This window comes from Polynucleobacter sp. AP-Nino-20-G2 (assembly GCF_018688235.1).
Lineage (GTDB): Bacteria > Pseudomonadota > Gammaproteobacteria > Burkholderiales > Burkholderiaceae > Polynucleobacter.
The window spans coordinates 900,207-917,277 of record NZ_CP061313.1; the positions used below are offsets into that span (position 1 = coordinate 900,207).

At 46.8% G+C, this 17,071-nt stretch carries 20 protein-coding genes; 12 read left to right on the top strand and 8 right to left on the bottom strand.

The window, feature by feature from the left end:
- Window positions 1-16 precede the first annotated feature (16 nt).
- From FD960_RS04725 to FD960_RS04745, 5 genes are read right to left on the bottom strand one after another with little or no spacing between them, the layout of a single operon-like run.
- Entirely contained in the window at window positions 17-847 is an 831-nt protein-coding gene (locus FD960_RS04725; RefSeq protein ID WP_215300336.1) for an SDR family NAD(P)-dependent oxidoreductase, read from the bottom strand.
- Entirely contained in the window at window positions 844-1,587 is a 744-nt protein-coding gene (locus FD960_RS04730) for an SDR family NAD(P)-dependent oxidoreductase (RefSeq protein ID WP_215300338.1), read from the bottom strand. Before FD960_RS04730 ends, FD960_RS04725 begins: the two co-directional genes overlap by 4 nt.
- Window positions 1,584-2,375, bottom strand: a complete 792-nt coding sequence (locus FD960_RS04735; RefSeq protein WP_215300340.1) for a citryl-CoA lyase — start codon at window positions 2,373-2,375, stop codon at window positions 1,584-1,586. Before FD960_RS04735 ends, FD960_RS04730 begins: the two co-directional genes overlap by 4 nt.
- 38 nt (window positions 2,376-2,413) lie before the next feature.
- Window positions 2,414-3,922, bottom strand: a complete 1,509-nt coding sequence (locus FD960_RS04740) for a class I adenylate-forming enzyme family protein (protein WP_215300342.1) — start codon at window positions 3,920-3,922, stop codon at window positions 2,414-2,416.
- Window positions 3,923-3,955: 33 nt separating this feature from the next.
- Window positions 3,956-4,948 (bottom strand): tripartite tricarboxylate transporter substrate binding protein, encoded by a 993-nt coding sequence (locus FD960_RS04745; RefSeq protein WP_215300344.1) that lies wholly within the window; start codon window positions 4,946-4,948, stop codon window positions 3,956-3,958.
- A gap of 435 nt (window positions 4,949-5,383) precedes the next feature.
- On the opposite strand from FD960_RS04745, the gene FD960_RS04750 reads away from it, so the two are divergent.
- The 6 genes from FD960_RS04750 to FD960_RS04775 are packed head-to-tail and all read left to right on the top strand — an operon-like array spanning window position 5,384 to window position 11,298.
- Complete coding sequence (locus tag FD960_RS04750) at window positions 5,384-6,535, top strand: branched-chain amino acid ABC transporter substrate-binding protein (RefSeq protein WP_215300345.1); 1,152 nt, start codon at window positions 5,384-5,386, stop codon at window positions 6,533-6,535.
- A gap of 44 nt (window positions 6,536-6,579) precedes the next feature.
- Window positions 6,580-7,512: a branched-chain amino acid ABC transporter permease gene (locus FD960_RS04755; RefSeq protein WP_215300347.1), complete on the top strand. Its 933-nt coding sequence runs from the start codon at window positions 6,580-6,582 to the stop codon at window positions 7,510-7,512.
- A 2-nt stretch (window positions 7,513-7,514) separates the two neighbouring features.
- Entirely contained in the window at window positions 7,515-8,657 is a 1,143-nt protein-coding gene (locus tag FD960_RS04760; protein ID WP_215300349.1) for a branched-chain amino acid ABC transporter permease, read from the top strand.
- Window positions 8,654-9,439, top strand: coding sequence for an ABC transporter ATP-binding protein (locus FD960_RS04765; RefSeq protein ID WP_215300351.1), 786 nt, complete (start codon window positions 8,654-8,656; stop codon window positions 9,437-9,439). Before FD960_RS04760 ends, FD960_RS04765 begins: the two co-directional genes overlap by 4 nt.
- Before the next feature lie 2 nt (window positions 9,440-9,441).
- Window positions 9,442-10,149 carry an ABC transporter ATP-binding protein gene (locus FD960_RS04770; RefSeq protein WP_215300352.1) on the top strand — a complete coding sequence of 236 codons (708 nt, stop codon included), beginning with the start codon at window positions 9,442-9,444 and terminating at the stop codon, window positions 10,147-10,149.
- Window positions 10,150-10,158: 9 nt separating this feature from the next.
- On the top strand, window positions 10,159-11,298 hold the full coding sequence (locus FD960_RS04775; RefSeq protein ID WP_215300354.1) for a M20 family metallopeptidase: 1,140 nt from the start codon (window positions 10,159-10,161) through the stop codon (window positions 11,296-11,298).
- Here the strand turns inward: FD960_RS04775 and FD960_RS04780 are convergent.
- On the bottom strand, window positions 11,295-12,581 hold the full coding sequence (locus tag FD960_RS04780; protein ID WP_215300355.1) for an amidase: 1,287 nt from the start codon (window positions 12,579-12,581) through the stop codon (window positions 11,295-11,297). The genes FD960_RS04775 and FD960_RS04780 overlap by 4 nt on opposite strands.
- 349 nt (window positions 12,582-12,930) lie before the next feature.
- Here FD960_RS04780 and FD960_RS04785 point away from each other — a divergent pair, with 349 nt between their 5' ends.
- Window positions 12,931-13,227: a hypothetical protein gene (locus tag FD960_RS04785; protein ID WP_215300357.1), complete on the top strand. Its 297-nt coding sequence runs from the start codon at window positions 12,931-12,933 to the stop codon at window positions 13,225-13,227.
- Between the two features lie 107 nt (window positions 13,228-13,334).
- On the opposite strand, the gene FD960_RS04790 is transcribed toward FD960_RS04785, so the two are convergent.
- Window positions 13,335-14,426: an alpha/beta fold hydrolase gene (locus FD960_RS04790; RefSeq protein WP_215300359.1), complete on the bottom strand. Its 1,092-nt coding sequence runs from the start codon at window positions 14,424-14,426 to the stop codon at window positions 13,335-13,337.
- A gap of 48 nt (window positions 14,427-14,474) precedes the next feature.
- On the opposite strand from FD960_RS04790, the gene FD960_RS04795 reads away from it, so the two are divergent.
- From FD960_RS04795 to FD960_RS04810, 4 genes are read left to right on the top strand one after another with little or no spacing between them, the layout of a single operon-like run.
- Window positions 14,475-14,936, top strand: coding sequence for a Smr/MutS family protein (locus tag FD960_RS04795; RefSeq protein WP_215300361.1), 462 nt, complete (start codon window positions 14,475-14,477; stop codon window positions 14,934-14,936).
- Between the two features lie 45 nt (window positions 14,937-14,981).
- Complete coding sequence (locus FD960_RS04800) at window positions 14,982-15,317, top strand: YqjD family protein (RefSeq protein WP_215300363.1); 336 nt, start codon at window positions 14,982-14,984, stop codon at window positions 15,315-15,317.
- Between the two features lie 7 nt (window positions 15,318-15,324).
- Entirely contained in the window at window positions 15,325-15,696 is a 372-nt protein-coding gene (locus FD960_RS04805) for a phage holin family protein (protein ID WP_215300365.1), read from the top strand.
- On the top strand, window positions 15,693-15,974 hold the full coding sequence (locus tag FD960_RS04810) for a YqjK-like family protein (protein ID WP_215300366.1): 282 nt from the start codon (window positions 15,693-15,695) through the stop codon (window positions 15,972-15,974). Before FD960_RS04805 ends, FD960_RS04810 begins: the two co-directional genes overlap by 4 nt.
- Here FD960_RS04810 and FD960_RS04815 read toward each other — a convergent pair.
- Complete coding sequence (locus FD960_RS04815) at window positions 15,971-16,489, bottom strand: adenine phosphoribosyltransferase (RefSeq protein WP_215300368.1); 519 nt, start codon at window positions 16,487-16,489, stop codon at window positions 15,971-15,973. The genes FD960_RS04810 and FD960_RS04815 overlap by 4 nt on opposite strands.
- Before the next feature lie 11 nt (window positions 16,490-16,500).
- Here FD960_RS04815 and FD960_RS04820 point away from each other — a divergent pair, with 11 nt between their 5' ends.
- Entirely contained in the window at window positions 16,501-17,064 is a 564-nt protein-coding gene (locus FD960_RS04820) for a 5'-methylthioadenosine nucleosidase (RefSeq protein WP_215300601.1), read from the top strand.
- Window positions 17,065-17,071 lie beyond the last annotated feature (7 nt).

The following is a 17,071-nucleotide window of genomic DNA, read 5'->3' on the forward strand; positions in this document are numbered from 1 at the left end:
AAATTCAATTCTATCCTTAGACATATTTCCCGGTAATTCCTCCATCAACAACGAGCTCTGTTCCGGTAATGTATGAGGCTGCATCCGATGCCAGAAATGCGCAGGCATGGGCTACATCCCAAGCCGTTCCCATGTGCCCCATCGGCACTTGACGATCTCGTGCTGCCCTTGCTTCATCGATACCGTTTTCGGAAAACATCTTAGCAACAGTTGTGGCGATGCGTGGAGTATCGATTAAACCGGGGACTACAGTATTGGCCCGCACTCCATGGGCCGCATATTGTTGCGCTAGCATGCGCGTGAACTGAATGATGGCGGCTTTGGTGACACTATAGGATAAGTGGGGGTAGCCAAGATAACGCATGGCGGCTACAGAAGAAATCGTGATGATTGAGCCTTTGCCGCGTGCCACCATGTCTGGCAGAACTTCTTTTGATGCAAGAAGTACGCTCCGCACATTGACGTTGTGAATGCGATCAAAATCTTCAATGCTGGTTTCCATTGGGCCGCCAACTTTACCAATGCCGACATTGTGATGCAGGACATCAATGGTCTGACCAAAATGATCCCGCGCCTCCTGAAAGAGTCTTTTGACATCTTTTTCTTCGGCAACATCGCCAATCAAGGTTGTGGCTTTACCGCCCTCGGCATTAATTAGTGAGGTTGTTTCCTCTGCGGATGCGCGATCACGATCCACAACGCAAACATTAGCGCCTTGGCGCGCATAGGTAACGCAGGATGCTCGTCCAATACTCCATCCCGGACCGGCGGATCCTCCGCCTGCTACAAATACCAGTCGGCCCGTAAGATCCAAGGGGAGGGCTGCAGGATGTTCTATAGGCTTCATAGCGCCAGCCCTACAGTCATACCGCCACAGACGTAAATTACTTGTCCGGTTGTATAGCCAGCTCGCTCATCTAAGAGGGATGCTACTAAATGTGCGACCTCATCGGGTTTGCCTATGCGGCGCAAGGGAACCGTCTCTAGAATGCGTTTCGTTGCTGGAGCTTCTGGGGGATTTGCGCTGGTGAATAGCTCGGTTGCAATGGGTCCTGGGCCAATTGCATTTACCGTGATTCCGTCGGCTGCAACCTCCAATGCTAATGTGCGAGTAAATCCATGTATTGCCGCTTTAGTAGTTGCGTAGACAATTCGTTCGGCTTTCCCAAGTGCGGCGCGGCTAGAGATATTGACAATCCGCCCAAACTTGGCGGCACGCATTCCTGGGAGTAGGGACTGTGCGCAGATAATCGCAGCAGCCACATTGACATTCATCACCGCATGTAAGTCCGCAGTGGTGGCATGCTCAATGGTGGCTGGACGAACAATGCCAGCATTATTAACGAGACGGGTAATGCAGTGTTGCGCGCTTACATTGGCAAGGGCTGAGCGCAATTCACTCTCGTTGGATACATCGACTTTAACGAAGGTCTCATGTGGATTGATTGCAGCTGGCGTATTGAGATCAAAATTAATCACATGCATTCCATCCTCAATTAAACGAAGAGCTACAGCACGACCGATGCCACTACTAGCACCGGTTACTAGCGCAAACTCTCCTGAAGAACGGCTTTGCTTTGTGCTCATGCTGGATCTATTTTTGTTGCACCATCAACAAAGGGAATGGCATGCTCAACCGTGTCCCAAATAAACCGCCCTGAAGGACTCTGTTGCTCTTCAACAATATGCGCAACCAAACCAGCGGATCGAGAGATGACGGCAAAGCCACGCATCACTGCGGTAGGAATGCCGATTTCCCCTAAGAGTGCCGCAACAGCGCCGGTAGCATTAATGGTGATCGGGCGCCCAGCAATCTGATCAACTGCCTTAGAAAGCATTTCAAGTGCTTGAATGTGATTACCCTTTAAATCTTGTTCGGAGCGACCCATCTCTAATAGCTTGTATGCCCTTGGATCAACTGGCTTATGAAGATGATGACCAAATCCTGGTACTGCGCCCTTAATGGACTTGTAGTGCTGCGCGATGGAGAGTGCTTCAGCATCTGGGTCTTGTGCAGCAATGATACGGTCCAGGAGGCCCGAGCAGTTCTCCATTGTTCCAATAAATGAGCTACCCACAGCCAACAAACCTGATGCTACAGCACCTTGAAGATTTTCTGGGGCGCTCATGTAGACCAACCTTGTAGCGATTGCGCTTGGTGTTAGTCCATGCTCCATCAGAACAATCAACACTACATCGGTAATTCTGATATCTACTGGTCGGAGTGTTCTCCCCAAGATCTGCATCAACATTACTTCTGTAAAGGTTTTCTTGCCCATTAAATCCTCAACAAGATCGGCATCCCTATAGTGAAGGCTAGTAAGAGTGTGAGTGCATAAACTCGTGACAGGTGCGTTGTTTGCTGATTTAGTCATGGTGTATTGATTTGGAAAATATAAATAAGTATTAAGAATTAGGGGTTAAGAATGTCTTGTAGAACTGCACTCTTCAGTAATTTGCCCACATTGGATCGTGGCAGACTGTCATAAAAGTGGATGCGCTTTGGGGTTTGTACGGGCCCCAAGAGTTCACGCACAAAGGCAATCAACGTTGCTTCATCGGCTTGTTGCCTGGGGCGAATTTGCACGGCAGCTTGTACGCTTTCTCCCCACTTGTCATCAGGCACCCCAAATACAAGACACTCGTGGACAGCAGGATGTTGGCTTAACGCATTTTCAACATCCACTGGGTAGACATTGAATCCACCGGTAATGACAATATCCTTCAGCCGATCTTTTAGATATAAATATCCGCGATGGTCGATCAGTCCTCGATCACCCGTATGTAGCCACCCATCCTTAATAGTCTCCGCAGTTTTTTCTGGCATGCGCCAGTAACCGGTCATCAGTAGATCGCCGCGCGCTACAACTTCGCCAATTTCACCCGTGGGAAGAAGGGCGCCATCAGGCGACATAACCGCGACATCGGTAAACCAGGTGGCACGACCAACAGACGCCCAGTTATCTGGATTTTCAAAGTCTTCTGGCTGCATTACCGTCAAAATTTGAGGTGCTTCAGTTTGGCCATAAGTGGTGCAAAGCACTGGGCCAAAAAATTCACGTACGGCCCGGACCTTTTCAGGGGGCATTGGTGCTCCACCATAAATTAATCTACGTAAGTTGGGATAGTCAGCGCGTGAGGCATTCGGCAGTGCCATCAACATGTACAGCAAGGTGGGGGGCATAAAGCATGCTGTACCGCCGCGCTCCTTAAAGGCTGTTCGAACCACTTCAGCCCCGGCACCATCCAAAATCACATGACATCCGCCTTGAGCGAGGATTGGCACGATATAGGTTGAAGTGCCATGGGTGATAGGTGCTGCCACGATATAGCGCTCATGCTCATCAAATCCCCATGAATGGATTTGGTTCGTGATGTTGGCCATCCATGCTCGGTAGGGTTGCATGACGCCTTTAGGTGCACCGGTAGTTCCGCCGGTAAATTTAATGGCTTGAATAGCATCTAGGGGTAAGTCAAACGATGGAAGCGGAGCTCCATCATGTGCTTGAACCAATCCACCAACAGTATTTCCTGACTGTTTTTCGTCATTCTTGCCGGTGCGAATAAACATGCCGGGTGCATCGACTAATAAATCTTCGCAAGCCTCATCATGAATAATAAGACTGGGCTCCGTAATATCAATAATGCGACGAATTTCTGGTCGGGTACTTTTAGGATTGAGTGGCACCCATACTTTTCCGCAGGCCAAAATTGCCAGCAAAGCAATGATGTGATCGGCGCTATTGCCTGCACAGATCGCCACGCGACTTTGCAGTGTCGAATCAAGCGCGGTGAGTCCTGCGGCCAAAGCCTTGACCTTGTCGGACAGTACGCTATAGCTGATGGGGCCATTAGGGGTGTCAATGGCAATGCGATCTGGCCAGCGTAATGACGCTCGCCAAAAGAAATCAATTGGATACATGCAGTGAGTCGCTTCCTTGAGATGGGTGTGTGCTTATTCCGCTTTTGCGCCTGATGCTTTTACTACTTCACGCCAACGCTTCACTTCAGCTATGGAAAAGTCGCGCATTTTTTCAGGGGTGCCGGGCTCAGGAGTAGCTGCTAGCTCTTGCAATCGTTGGCGAACATCTGGAGCTGTCAGCGCCTTATTGAGTGCGCTATTGAGCTTGTCAATAATTGGTTTTGGGGTGCCGGCTGGCGCTACCAAGGCAAACCATGACTGCACATCAAAATTTGGATATCCAGATTCAGCTAAGGTTGGAACGTCCGGTACGGATGGTGATCGTTGAGCGCTGGTGACGGCGATTGCACGCAGTTTTCCGCTTTGAACATGAGGCAGTGCCGAAGGGGTGTTATCAAACATAGAGTCGACCTGGCCACCCAGTAAATCTGTAACCGCTGGAGCACTACCCTTATAAGGAATATGCAGCATCTGAATCTTGGCTTGCATCTTAAACATTTCGCCGGAGAGGTGAATAGATGAGCCGCTACCAGATGAGGCGAATGTCACGCCATCTTTTGATTCTTTTGCATAGCGCACATAGTCCGCGACTGATTTAATCGGGAGGCTTGGATTTACCACCAAGATATTAGGAATCTTCGCAATCATGCCGATTGGTTCAAAATCCTTAATGGCGTCGTAACCCAGTTTTGGATACAGAGACATGTTGATCGTATTGGCAATCGAAAAAGCATAAAGCGTGTAACCATCTGCCGGTGCGCGCGCAACGAGTTCAGCGCCTACGTTGCTGTTAGCGCCAGGACGGTTTTCGACCACGATTGGCTGACCTAGTGTGTTGCTCATCTTTACAGCAACCAAGCGTGTCAATACATCCGTTGCGCCACCCGCAGAATAGCCAACAATAATTTTGATGGATTTATCAGGCCAGTTTGAACTGGTTTGGGCGTTTGCTGTAAAGGCAGTGGCAAACACTAAGGTGGACAGTAAAGCCAATAAGCCCCTGCGTTTTTCGAAATGGAACGACATGTTTAATCTCCGGTTTTAGTTCTTCATCGCACATGAGATTGCTATCTGTTTATTAATGTGCTGTTGTTGTAGCAAAAATATTACATGATGAAAACTACGCATTGCTGGAAGTAGCTTTACGTCACCATTTATAACACCGCAACACTTCATTTCATCCCGCGCCTTATCACGCTATATTCAGAGCGAAACATCAATTTGGTGCAGTGCACTCTAATGACGCTATTTTCTGCACCAGAATAGATGGCGCACATAATTTTCGATATTCATAGATCTATATGCTCAGAGGTGATCACACTTCATCTGACCGACATTCTTAGGGTTCTTTTTAGGGTTTACGAGCATGAAAAAGAGGTGATGAAGATCAATATTTTTAAAATAATTTATTGCTACACTGGTTTGAAATAGATGTTCAAGTAAATCATTAGGAGATTAGTTATGAAATCCATCGTTTCAGCTTTAGTCCTTGCTCTTTGTTCCAGTCTTTCCTTTACCGTCTCCGCAAAAGATACAGTCAAAATTGCTTATATTGGACCTTTGACCGGCGGGGTATCCGCAAACGGAATAGGTGGCCGCAACTCGGCTGATCTTGCTGTACGCATGAGAAATCAAGACCCTAATGCGAAATACAAATATGAACTCGTTACCGCTGATGATGAGTGCAAGCCAAACGTAGGTGTTCAGGTTGCAACCAAGATTGCTTCTGATAGTTCAATTATTGCTGGCGTCACTCATTACTGCTCAGCTGTTGCAATGAGTACTGTTGATGTTTATCACAAGTTTGGTTTGCCAGTCATGGTTTGGGGCGCAGTTCTCCCGGAGATTACTTACGGCAATGACTTCAAAGAGGTTCACCGTGTAAACGGCACGATGATTAACCAGAATGAGGTTGCAGCTAAGTTTCTGACTGGCTTGGGCTACAAGAAGTGGGTCATCATTCATGACACAACCGATTACGGCAAAGGCCATAACAAATACTTTACTCAGTTCTTGACTAAAAATGGCGGTCAGATTTTGGGTACTTTCGGTGTCACTGCTGACCAACAAGACTTTACCGCTGAGCTCACCAAAATTAAAGAGCTCAAGCCTGAAGTGGTCTACTTCGGCGGCTTAACTCCTATTGGTATTCGTATTCGTACGCAGATGGATCGCCTCGGGATTAAAGCGGTATTCGAGGGCACCTCAGGCATTAAGTCTGACGCCTATATCGAAGGCTTGGGCAAACTATCAGAAGGCTCCTTGTCATTTATTGAAGGCGCGCCTTGGGAAAAATTACCCGGTGGCTTAGAGTTTATTGCGAAGTACAACCAGCAAAAATATCCTGATGCCCCTGAAGCATATGGCCCGTTCGCATACACTGCTGCCAATCTCATCATGGACGCGATTGAGAAGGCTGGTCCGAATCGCAAGAAGGTAATGGATGTATTAAATAAAACGAATAACGTTGAGACCATTATCGGCAAGGTGAGCTTTGATGATCATCGTCAGAACATTGTTCCCTTGATTTCTAAATATGTCGCCCAAGATGGTAAGTGGGTAGTTTGGGAAGATAGCTTGTATGCCAAAAAGCAGCGCAAGTTAGGGCAATAATTAGTTTGTTGTATTTGCAACCGAAGTGAAGAGGGTGGTCGTACATGTCGTTTGATATCTTTTTGCAATACCTGCTTAACGGCTTAATGTTAGGCGTCATATATGCGATTGTTGCTGTTGGCTTCACTCTTTACTTTGGTGTCTTGGATGTTATTAAGTTCTCGCATGGCGATATCTTGATGGTGGGTGCCTTCGCAGGCCTCACTGCTTATATCGGTATTGCGGGTACGTTTGACTCCCCTTGGCTGCAGCTGCTGGTATTAGTGTTAATTAGTCTTTCAGTTGCTGCTTTTTTGGGTGCCGTGATCGCCCGATATTTAATCTTACCTCTGCAAAAAGCGCCTCCCATCAATACCTTATTGGTAACGTTAATGCTGGGTTTGGCGCTACGTGAAGCGGTACGCTTGTTTTACCCAAATGGCTCTAATCCAAAGCCTTTCCCACGGTTGCTGCCAACAGATGGGATTGTTCTTGGTGATTTCACCTTGCGATCTGATAGTTTGATTTTGCTCCTAACAGGCATTATTTGCATTGTTGCTGTTCAACGTTTGATTACCCGCAGCAAGATTGGTTTGGCGATTAGAGCAGTTGCACAAGACAGTGAAACCGCTCGCATTATGGGCATTAACTTTCGCCAAATCGTTTTAATTACATTCATGTTGGGCTCCGCTCTGGCTGCTTTAGCTGGATTAATGAATGGGCTGTATTACAACGAAGTCAATTTCAGTATGGGCTTACTTCTCGGAGTCATTGGATTTTCTGCTGCTGTGGTTGGTGGCCTTGGCAATTTTTATGGAGCAATTGTTGGGGGCTTCCTCTTTGCTGGACTCCAGACAATTGGCGCCGTCTTGTTGCCAGCCATCTTGCCGGATGTCCCTAGTGCCTATAAAGACGTTTTTGCCTTCACAGTCATCATCATTATTATGGGATTAAAGCCAACTGGCTTGATTTCTGAAAAATCAAGCGAGCGAGTGTAAGTATGAAGCTATTAATGACTACTTTTGTATTGGGTTTGCTCTATAGCATTCTATTGCTAGGTTCCGAGAATCAGCTTGAGGTAGGGGGTTTAGTTGCCCTTGCTTTCATTGTCAGTCTGGTTGGAAAGAAAATGGGTTTAATGGAGCGCCTCGCATCGGCGGTCCGCGAGCATCCGCAATTTCCTGCTTATGCTTCAGTTGCTGGCGTGCTCATCACGATGGTGGTGTTTCATAACTCCCATTTTGCTTTACTGATGCTCGCAACAGTGTTGATTTATTCGATGGTGTGCCTTGGCTTAAACATCCAGTTCGGTTATGTCGGCATCGTAAACTTTGCTGGAGCAGCGTTCTTTGGTATCGGCAGCTATACAGTAGCAATTTTGGCCTCCCATACCGCCATTCCTCATCTGGCCATCTTAATCTTGGCTGCCTGCGCTTCGGCTTTGATTGGTTGCATTTTGATCTACCCCGTTTTGAGAACTCGGGGTCACTATGCGGCATTGGTAACGATTGCTTTCGGCATTTTGTTCCGTAATTTTCTAGAGGTGAATGACACTCTTGGCGGCCCCCAGGGAATGAAGATTCCACCGCTGAATCTATTTGGATGGAATTTATCCGATGGAATTGAAATCTTTGGATTCGAAGTTTCCTTTTACATTCCATATCTTTTGATCGCGTTAATCCTGTTGATATTAAGCTTCAAAATCACTCGTAATTTGGAGCGTTCATGGGTAGGCCTCAGTATGGATATGGTTCGCACGGATGAGATTGCTGCATCAACATTTGGCGTCAATATTGCCCACTGGAAAATTGTCGCCTTTACCCTGGGTAACTTTATTGCTGGTATGGCTGGCGCCCTCTACGGGATGATGACTGCCTATGTGGCTCCGAATAACTTTACCTTTGCTGATTCATTGATTCTTGTTTCTATCGTTATTCTGGGCGGCATTGGTAATCCATGGGGAATTATTCCCGCGGCAGCTATTGTGGTTATCCTTCCTGAAAAATTGCAATTTATCCAAGAGTACCGCTTTCTCTTATATGCAATTGTGGTCATCTTGATTTTGTTATTCCGCCCCGACGGCTTGCTCCCCCGACGAATTCGAGAGTATTTCCCTGGGAATAAGGTAGGGGGTAAGAAATGAGTCAGTCTAAAAATAAAATACTAGAGGCTCACCAGCTCACTATGCGATTTGGTGGTGTCACCGCGCTTGATTCTTTGGATCTTTATGTCAACGAGGGCGAAGTGCTTGGGCTCTTGGGCCCCAATGGCTCGGGTAAGACTACATTTTTTAATGTGATTACAGGTTTGTATCGCGCTACTTCCGGCAATGTGACTTTCCGCGGAAAGGATCTTACTGACGCAAGTGCTCAGGACGTATACAGGGAGGCGATTACTCGTACATTTCAGCGCTCCAGATTATCGTTGCCCTTAACCGTATTTGACAATATCGCAATTGGCGATAATCGTCGTCTTAATACCGGTCTTTTATTTAACTTGTTTCAACGCAATCAATTTAAAGCTGAGTATGACCGGGTTGTTGAGCAGGTAAATCAATTACTGCTGACATTTAATCCAAAATTGGCTGGAAAAATATTTGAGCCGGTAGCGAGTCTTCCAATGATTGACCGACGTCGTATCGAGATCTGTCGAGCCTTGATTAGCGAGCCTGATCTACTATTGCTCGATGAGCCTTCGGCAGGTATGACACATGATGAAACCGCTGAGGTGATGGATGATATTTTGCAGGTACGCAGCAAAATTAAACCATTCACGATTATTTTGATTGAACATGAGATGGGCTTGATTCAGCGCATGACCGAGCGATGTATTGTTTTGAATTACGGCAAAAAAATCGCTGAAGGTACTTACGAAGAGATTGTTAACAACCCTGAAGTTCAAGTCGCCTACTTGGGGCAAGAGTAATCATGAACTTATTAAACATTCATAATATTTATACCGCCTACGATCGCATTGATGTATTGGAAGATGTATCAATTGAGGTGAAGCAGGGTGAAATTACATGCATCTTAGGTGCTAATGGGGCTGGTAAATCAACCCTAATACGATCCATACTGGGATTAACCCCGGCAAATCGAGGAAAGATTCTCTTTAAGGGCGTGGATATCACCAGTTTTCCTTCCCACAGAATTATTGAGCAGGGCATTGCCTGTGTTCCTGAAGGGCGTCGTGTCTTCTCTCGCATGACTGTAGACGAGAACCTGTCGGCCGGAGCATATTTGGTTAAAGATAAGAATGTGATTGAAGAGCGCCGCGAACATGTAAAGACTCTTTTCCCCCGCCTAGCTGAACGATCGACACAACTGGCTGGAACAATGTCTGGGGGCGAGCAGGCCATGCTTGCAATTAGTCGTAGCCTCATGAGTTCACCAGATTTATTGATCTTTGATGAACCATCCTTAGGTTTGTCCCCGCTATTTGTAAAAGAGAATTTCAAGATCATTAAAGAGATTAATCAACTGGGAACGACAGTGCTCTTGGTGGAGCAGAATGTACGTCAAACCTTGGCTATAGCCCATCGTGGCTACGTCATCTCCAAAGGCAGGGTGGTTGCTCAGGGTGATGCTCAAGAGTTGGCTGAAAACGCTGAAGTGCAAGCGGCCTATTTCGGATAGACGATAACCATGAAGAATCTAAATCCAGTAGAGTTAACGCAGGAACTCATTCGCTTTAATACGATCAATCCTCCCGGCAACGAGGATCAGATCTGTGAATATTTGCAGGAAATCCTAGAGGCCAATGGATATGAATGTCGCAAGGTGGAGTTTGCCCCGCGTCGTACGAGTCTCGTAGCGAAAATTGGTGCCTGCAGCGCTGATAAACCGAGCATTTGTTTTACTGGCCATGTGGATGTTGTGCCCTTGGGTGCCCGCTCATGGAAGTTTGAGCCTTTTGCTGGCGTGATCAACGATGGCAAGCTGTATGGTCGTGGATCTAGCGATATGAAAAGTGGCGTAGCTGCTTTTGTTGTTGCTGCCATTCAGATGGCCAACCAAGCAAAGCAAGGGGCCGGTGTCAGCATGATTATTACCGCTGGAGAAGAAACTGGTTGTGAGGGCGCATTTCATGTGGCTGCAAGTCAGGATATTCTTGAGTTCTTGGGCCCTGCTGGGTGCTTTGTTGTCGCCGAGCCAACCGCGAATGAGCCATTACTAGGTCATAAAGGCGCCTACTGGTTAAAGGCTAAGACGGAAGGTATTACTGCACACGGATCTATGCCTGAAAGAGGTGAAAATGCCTTTTACAAGCTGGCTAAAGCTGCGTTGACGCTTGAGAAATTCGCCTTCGATACGCCGCCTCACGCATTAATGGGGCAGGGGACCTTAAATGTGGGTACGGCAAAAGCGGGTTTAAACATTAATTCAGTTCCAGATGCCGCGGAAATGACTCTGGATATTCGCACAGTTGCCGGGCAGAGCCATTCTCATATTTATGGTTGCTTGTGTAAGGCTTTGGGGTCGACGGTACAGCTAGATACGATTATTGATATTGAAGGGGTTTATACCCCCGCAAATGATCCATGGATGAAAAAGGTGTTTGATCATTGCGAAAGTATCAATGGCGTACGTCCTATTGAAAAGACAGTTTCCTATTTCACTGACGCTTCAGCCCTCAAATCGGCAATTGGTAATCCGCCAACGGTGATTCTGGGTCCAGGCCAGCCTGAGATGGCTCATCAAACAGATGAGTTTTGTTACGTCGATAAGATTGAGGACGCTACAAAGTTATTTGCCAACCTAATAGCGGATTGGCAACGTTCCTAACTCGCTCTAAAGCAATCTTCCGCAAAGGCGGCAACGCTAACCAGCTTTTCATCTTCCTTGTAATTGCCTATCAACTGAATTCCTAGTGGAAGTCCATTGCTCGATTGATTCACTGGCAATGCAATTGCAGGGGTGCCAATAAACGTCCATAGCGAGCAGAAGATCGGGTTGCCAGTAAAGTCCAGGCCCTTAGGCGCCTCACCTGTTGCGGGCGCAGCCATAATCACATCAACATTTTCAAAATACTTTCCGATTGATGTGCGCAATTCTCTCTGAAGATTTTTTGCTTTGATATACACGCTTGATGGACAGGCATTACCCCTGTCGGCCAATTCGATGATGTCATTGCTTAACAGGTCGCGAGACTGCAAGAGATGCTGTTCGTGTATGACCGCTGCCTCGCAGGACATTAATACTGCTAAGGCTTCAATCCCATCCCAGTAGCGCTGGGGAAGGGTGAGCTCATGAATGCTTGCACCGGCATCACTCAAGCGTGTTGCAGCGATTTCTACGGTCTTAATCTGCTCGCTACTAAGTAAATCGTCAAAAGGTGTTCTTAAAATGGCAATACGCGGCATGCTTATCGGCTTAATATGGAGCTCGGGAATAAGAATGGCATCTTCCTCATCGATTTCAGTATTTCTCAGTAAATTAAACGCAAAGACCGCATCCTTTACAGATCTCGTAAAAAAACCAATGTGGTCAAGCGATCCAGACACTGGAAATGCCCCGGCTCGAGGTACCGCGCCGAAACTCGCCTTATAGCCGACAATTCCACAAAATGAGGCTGGTCTAATAATCGACCCAGCAGTCTGGGATCCCAGCGCCAAGGGAACGATCCCACTTGCTACTGCAGCTGCAGAACCGCTGGATGAGCCACCGGGAGTATGCGCGCTGTTCCATGGATTAGTTGTAACCCCCGCATGACGCCAGGCAAACTCAGTGGTCACCGTTTTGCCGAAAATCAAGCCGCCAAGGCTCCGTATCTTCTTCGCTATGGTGGCATCTTCTTTCGGGGTGAAATCTTTGTAGATGGGGGATCCGTTTGTAGTCACAAAATCCTTGGTGGCAATGATGTCCTTCACCGCCACTGGAATACCCATCAATGGTCCGGGTTTGGATTGATTCTGTAAGTCGGCTAGTTTTGCTCTGACTGTAAAGGCCTTTAATGTCGCCTCTACCTCATCTGCGCGCGCGACACACTGCCCCAAATAATCGTTTGGCGAAAGCTCTTTTGCTTGAATAAGTTCGCATGCTTCCGTAAGTCCAAGTGCTGATTTCATATGTTTTATTGATTGGTAGTGACGTAGTCCTTTCACTTTATCACCGGCTGAGTTTTGTCGCACAAACCCTGATTTTTCATATCTTTACTCTGTAAATACCGTATATTTAAAGTTCACAACTTCACAACTTCACAACTTTTGTGGTATAGTGACACCATTGGAGGCGAAATGAGAAGAGCGATACCAAAAACACATCAAGCTTTAGATTGGATAGGGAAGGGGATGACCGCAGCTCAAGCCGCTAGAAAGATGGAGATTTCGGAATCTAGCGTTTATGCCGCCCTCAGAAAAACCAGAGCAAAAGATTTAGGTTGTTGTCCAACATGTGGTCACAAATTAAGGAAATAAGATGAAAAAAACTCTATTAGCGATTACCTCAATCTCGGTAGCGGCAATTGCCTACGCCAATACTTCATCTGATTCATCAGAATTATTGAGTCAGCAATGTAAGATTTCTGCTGAAGCCGTCTCCACGCTGAAGGGCTTGCGCTATGGCAATACTTCAATACGTAAAGATGTAGCTGGACTCATCAATGTGAACCTCAAAGTTCAAGAAAACAAAGAGGCTGCTCAACAAACCTTAAATCGCATGGTGGATGACCAGGTAAATACAGTGTCCGCCCTGGAAGCGAAGTATTGCTCCTAATCAAAAAAAGAGCTAAATCAAATGGATTGTTCTTTGATTTAGCTCTTTAGTGCCTTAGGTAGGGGTGGACGGGGTAATTCTGAGTTGATTGAATTACCCGGGACTGTTTATTTCAGTGTGGATAAGAATTCCGTAATGACTTTATTTTGAAATGCATTTTCATCTTTAGTTGCGCCAGCACCCGATAGATGACCCATTGGTAGACGGTCATTGATTGCTAAATATTTCGCGCCTGGAACTAGCTTAGCGGTAAGCTTTGCATCAGATTCGGGGTTGAGTAAGTCGCCAGTGCCGGCAAGTATTAAAGTCTTTGCTTTGATGGACTTTAATGCGGCCGAAGTATTGCCATTAAAACCTTGGGTTTGACCAAGGTCATGTCGATCGTAAGCGCGTGACTGCCAGATCCAATCATTGGCATCCATGCGCTTCCAGCCTCCATCTTGAACTTTGTGAAGATATTCAATTTCTGCTGCGGCGCTAGTGTTTAGTTGATCCAGGTAGGCGGGGGTTCTTACTATTACGCCACTGAGCCAGCCAGCCCAAAGTCGCATTCCTTGCTCTACGGGTTTATCGTATTTGCCGCCTTGATATGCTGGATCGGTCATGATGCTTTGGCGCAGCATTTCTAGTACGCCAGTTGTCCACGCAGTAGTTTTTGCCAGTGGAATGATTGGAGCGATTGCCTGCATTGAGTTGGGATACGAGACAGCCCACTGCAAAGCTTGCATCCCGCCCATAGATGCGCCTACGACGGCAACCAGCTTCTGGATTCCAAAATGATCCGAGACAAGTCGATACTGGCTATTCACCATATCGCGTATATTAAATTCAGGAAAATCTATATTGGCTTGCTGTTTGCTATTGGATGGTGAGCTGGTTAAGCCATTACCAATAGCATCAGTGCAAATGACAAAGTATTTATTGGTGTCTAATGCCTTGCCTGGCCCAATTAAATAATCAATGCGATGATGATTTCCTCCAATTGCAGTAACCATGAGTATGGCATTGCTCTTATCGGCGTTTAAGGTTCCTTGGGTTGTATATGACAGTTCAAAGTCCTTAATGACTGAGCCGTTCTCGAGGGCGAAGTTTCCTTCGGCATATTTCTGATGCGCCGGTTCATCTGGCTTATGGGCAAATGTTGCGCCTGTTGCAAAAACCAGCCCAAGCACGAGGCCACGCATAATAGCTATATTCATGATGTCTCCATATCCTTTTTATTTAAACTTTATAACAGGATTTCTTAATTGACTCATTCATTTGAATGTCCGGAGTGTGGCAACCTCAGGGGGCTAATTGGCGACTGTCGTCAATGCGCAAGCGTCTCCTTGCCCGTGCCGCTAAGCGATACGATCGTGTTTAATCTGAAGCACGACAATCCAAGTGCCGAAGTGGCCTTAGATCGATTGACCAATACGCTGCGCAGGGCCTCTGAAGTGGGTATTAAGGCGATGATCTTGATTCATGGTTATGGCGCAAGCGGTGAGGGCGGAAGAATTAAGTGGGCTGTGCATGATGCCCTTGAAAACAACTATTTCTCAGACCGGGTCGATGAATACCATTTTGGTGAGCAAGCGGCTTATGGGAGTGATGCTTACCATTCGCTATTGAGGCGACGGCCCGGCTTAAAGGTTCATCTGAAGCACTTTAAAGAAGGCAACGCTGGAATGACCGTACTAATACTGGGATCTAAGCCCAGAATTGCTTAGAATGGTCTTACCAAGTAATTTATTCGGCAATATCGAGGATTAGAAATGACTGCGAAAAAATCTGTAGCTGCGCATGATGAAGTTCAAATAAGTTCGGATCTTCTGATGAGCGACTTTAAGGCCCTGATGGCTGACGCTGAGGCCCTGATAAAGGCTACCGCTAGCCATGAAGAGGGTCCGCTGAGCACAATTCGCTCCAAGGCTTTGGAGTCCCTGACCAATGCGAAAGAGACCCTTTCATCTGCTGAAGGTACGCTGACAGAAAAGGCCAAGCTTGTTGCCGATGGGGCTGATGAGTTTGTGCATCGCAATCCTTGGGAGGCAGTAGGTGTCGCTGCTGGGCTTGGTCTGTTGATCGGTCTTTTCATTGGGCGTCGCTAAGTCACTTATGTCACAAGAAAATCTCTTATCCTCGATTAAGAATTTAGTATCCACGGGAGTTTCAATTGCTCAAACCCGACTTGAGCTCCTTTCAACGGATGTGCAAATTGCCCGGAGCAAGTTCCTTGGTTTGCTGGTGATGATTGCTTGCGCCTTATTCTTTTTATTCTTCGGTTTGGTTATGCTGGCTCTCTTAATTGTGATCTACAGTTGGGAAAGTAATCGCATGCTGGCATTGAGTTTGTTAACTAGTGGATTTTTGGCTGTAGGCTTGGTTTTCGCTTTAGTTGTTTTCCGCTCGCTTAGAACAATGCCTAAGTTGTTTGAGGCTAGTATTGCCGAGTTTTCTAAAGATCGCCAGGAGTTAGCGAATCGATGAATCGCAAACTGACAGAGCTACAGGCTCGGCAAAAGCAATTGCAGCTCAGAGCGGCTAAAGAGCGCACTGAATTCGCATTGCATTTTGAGCCGATTGAAAAACCTTTATCTTGGGCGGATAAAGGTGTGGATGCCTTCAATTTTATGAAAAACAGTCCTATCTTATGGACAAGTGCTTTTGCGGTTTTGGCTCACTACCGTCCAAAGTTAGCTAGCAAAGCATTGGCAGTGGGTTGGGGTGCTATGAAGCTGTTAAAAAGCGCCAAAAGCCTGATTTAGGCAGTTAATACTGCTTTATTAGCAATTCCTTGCGCTGTCAGATTTTCTCCACCGTTCAGTCCGGCAATTTCCAGTAAGGCAATGGCGCCCGCCACCTTAAACCCCGCCTTTTCCAGTAATTGCTTAGCTGCAATCACGGTTCCTCCGGTGGCTAAAACGTCATCCACAATTAATACTCGGGCGTCTTTTGCTAGGGTGGATTCCTGCAGCTCTAACGCATCTGAGCCATATTCCAGGCCATAGGACTCACGGCAGCTTGCTAGGGGCAGTTTGTTGGGCTTTCTGGCCAAAGCCAAACCCTTGTGGGCGCTGTACGCTAAGGCCGACCCAAAGATAAAGCCACGGGCCTCTATACCCAGGATATGGGTGTAGTCAAACTGCTTGGCTAGGGCATTCAGCCGTGAGATCGCCTCTTGAAAGGCGCTTGGATCGGCTAATAGAGGGGATATGTCTCGGAATAGGATGCCGGGCTTAGGAAAGTCCGGAACTCCGGGTAGATAATCTAATAAATTCATTATTGGCCGATATGAACACACGATTACTCATTATTACCGCATTAGAGTCTGAGCTTGATAAAAGCGCTTTACCTGCAGGCGTGGACATTGTGTATTCCGGCGTAGGAAAGATCAATGCAGCTGTAGCCAGTATTCGCGCTATTCATGAGCTTCAGCCTAAAAAAATTATTAACTTTGGCACGGTTGGAAAGATTAATCCCGATCTACACGGTTTATTAGAAATAGGCAAAGTGATTCAGCGGGACATGATGACGGCGCCTCTGGCTCCAAGAGGGCAAACTCCGTTTTGCCCTAAACCATCTCAATACCTGTCTATGGGTGGGGAGCATATTTGCGGTACCGGCGATAGTTTTGTAATGGAGTCCGACCCTTGGCTGATTGCAGAGGGCGTGGATGTGGTTGATATGGAGTTGTTCGCGATTGCAAATGTCGCCCATCAATCTAATATTCCATGGCGATCATTTAAATACATTACAGATGATGCCAATGCAAATTCTGGAACAGAGTGGGCACATCGTGTTAATCATGGCCAAGAGCTTTATCTGGAAAAGCTCAAAGAGATCATGAGTGCTTAACCTGTGG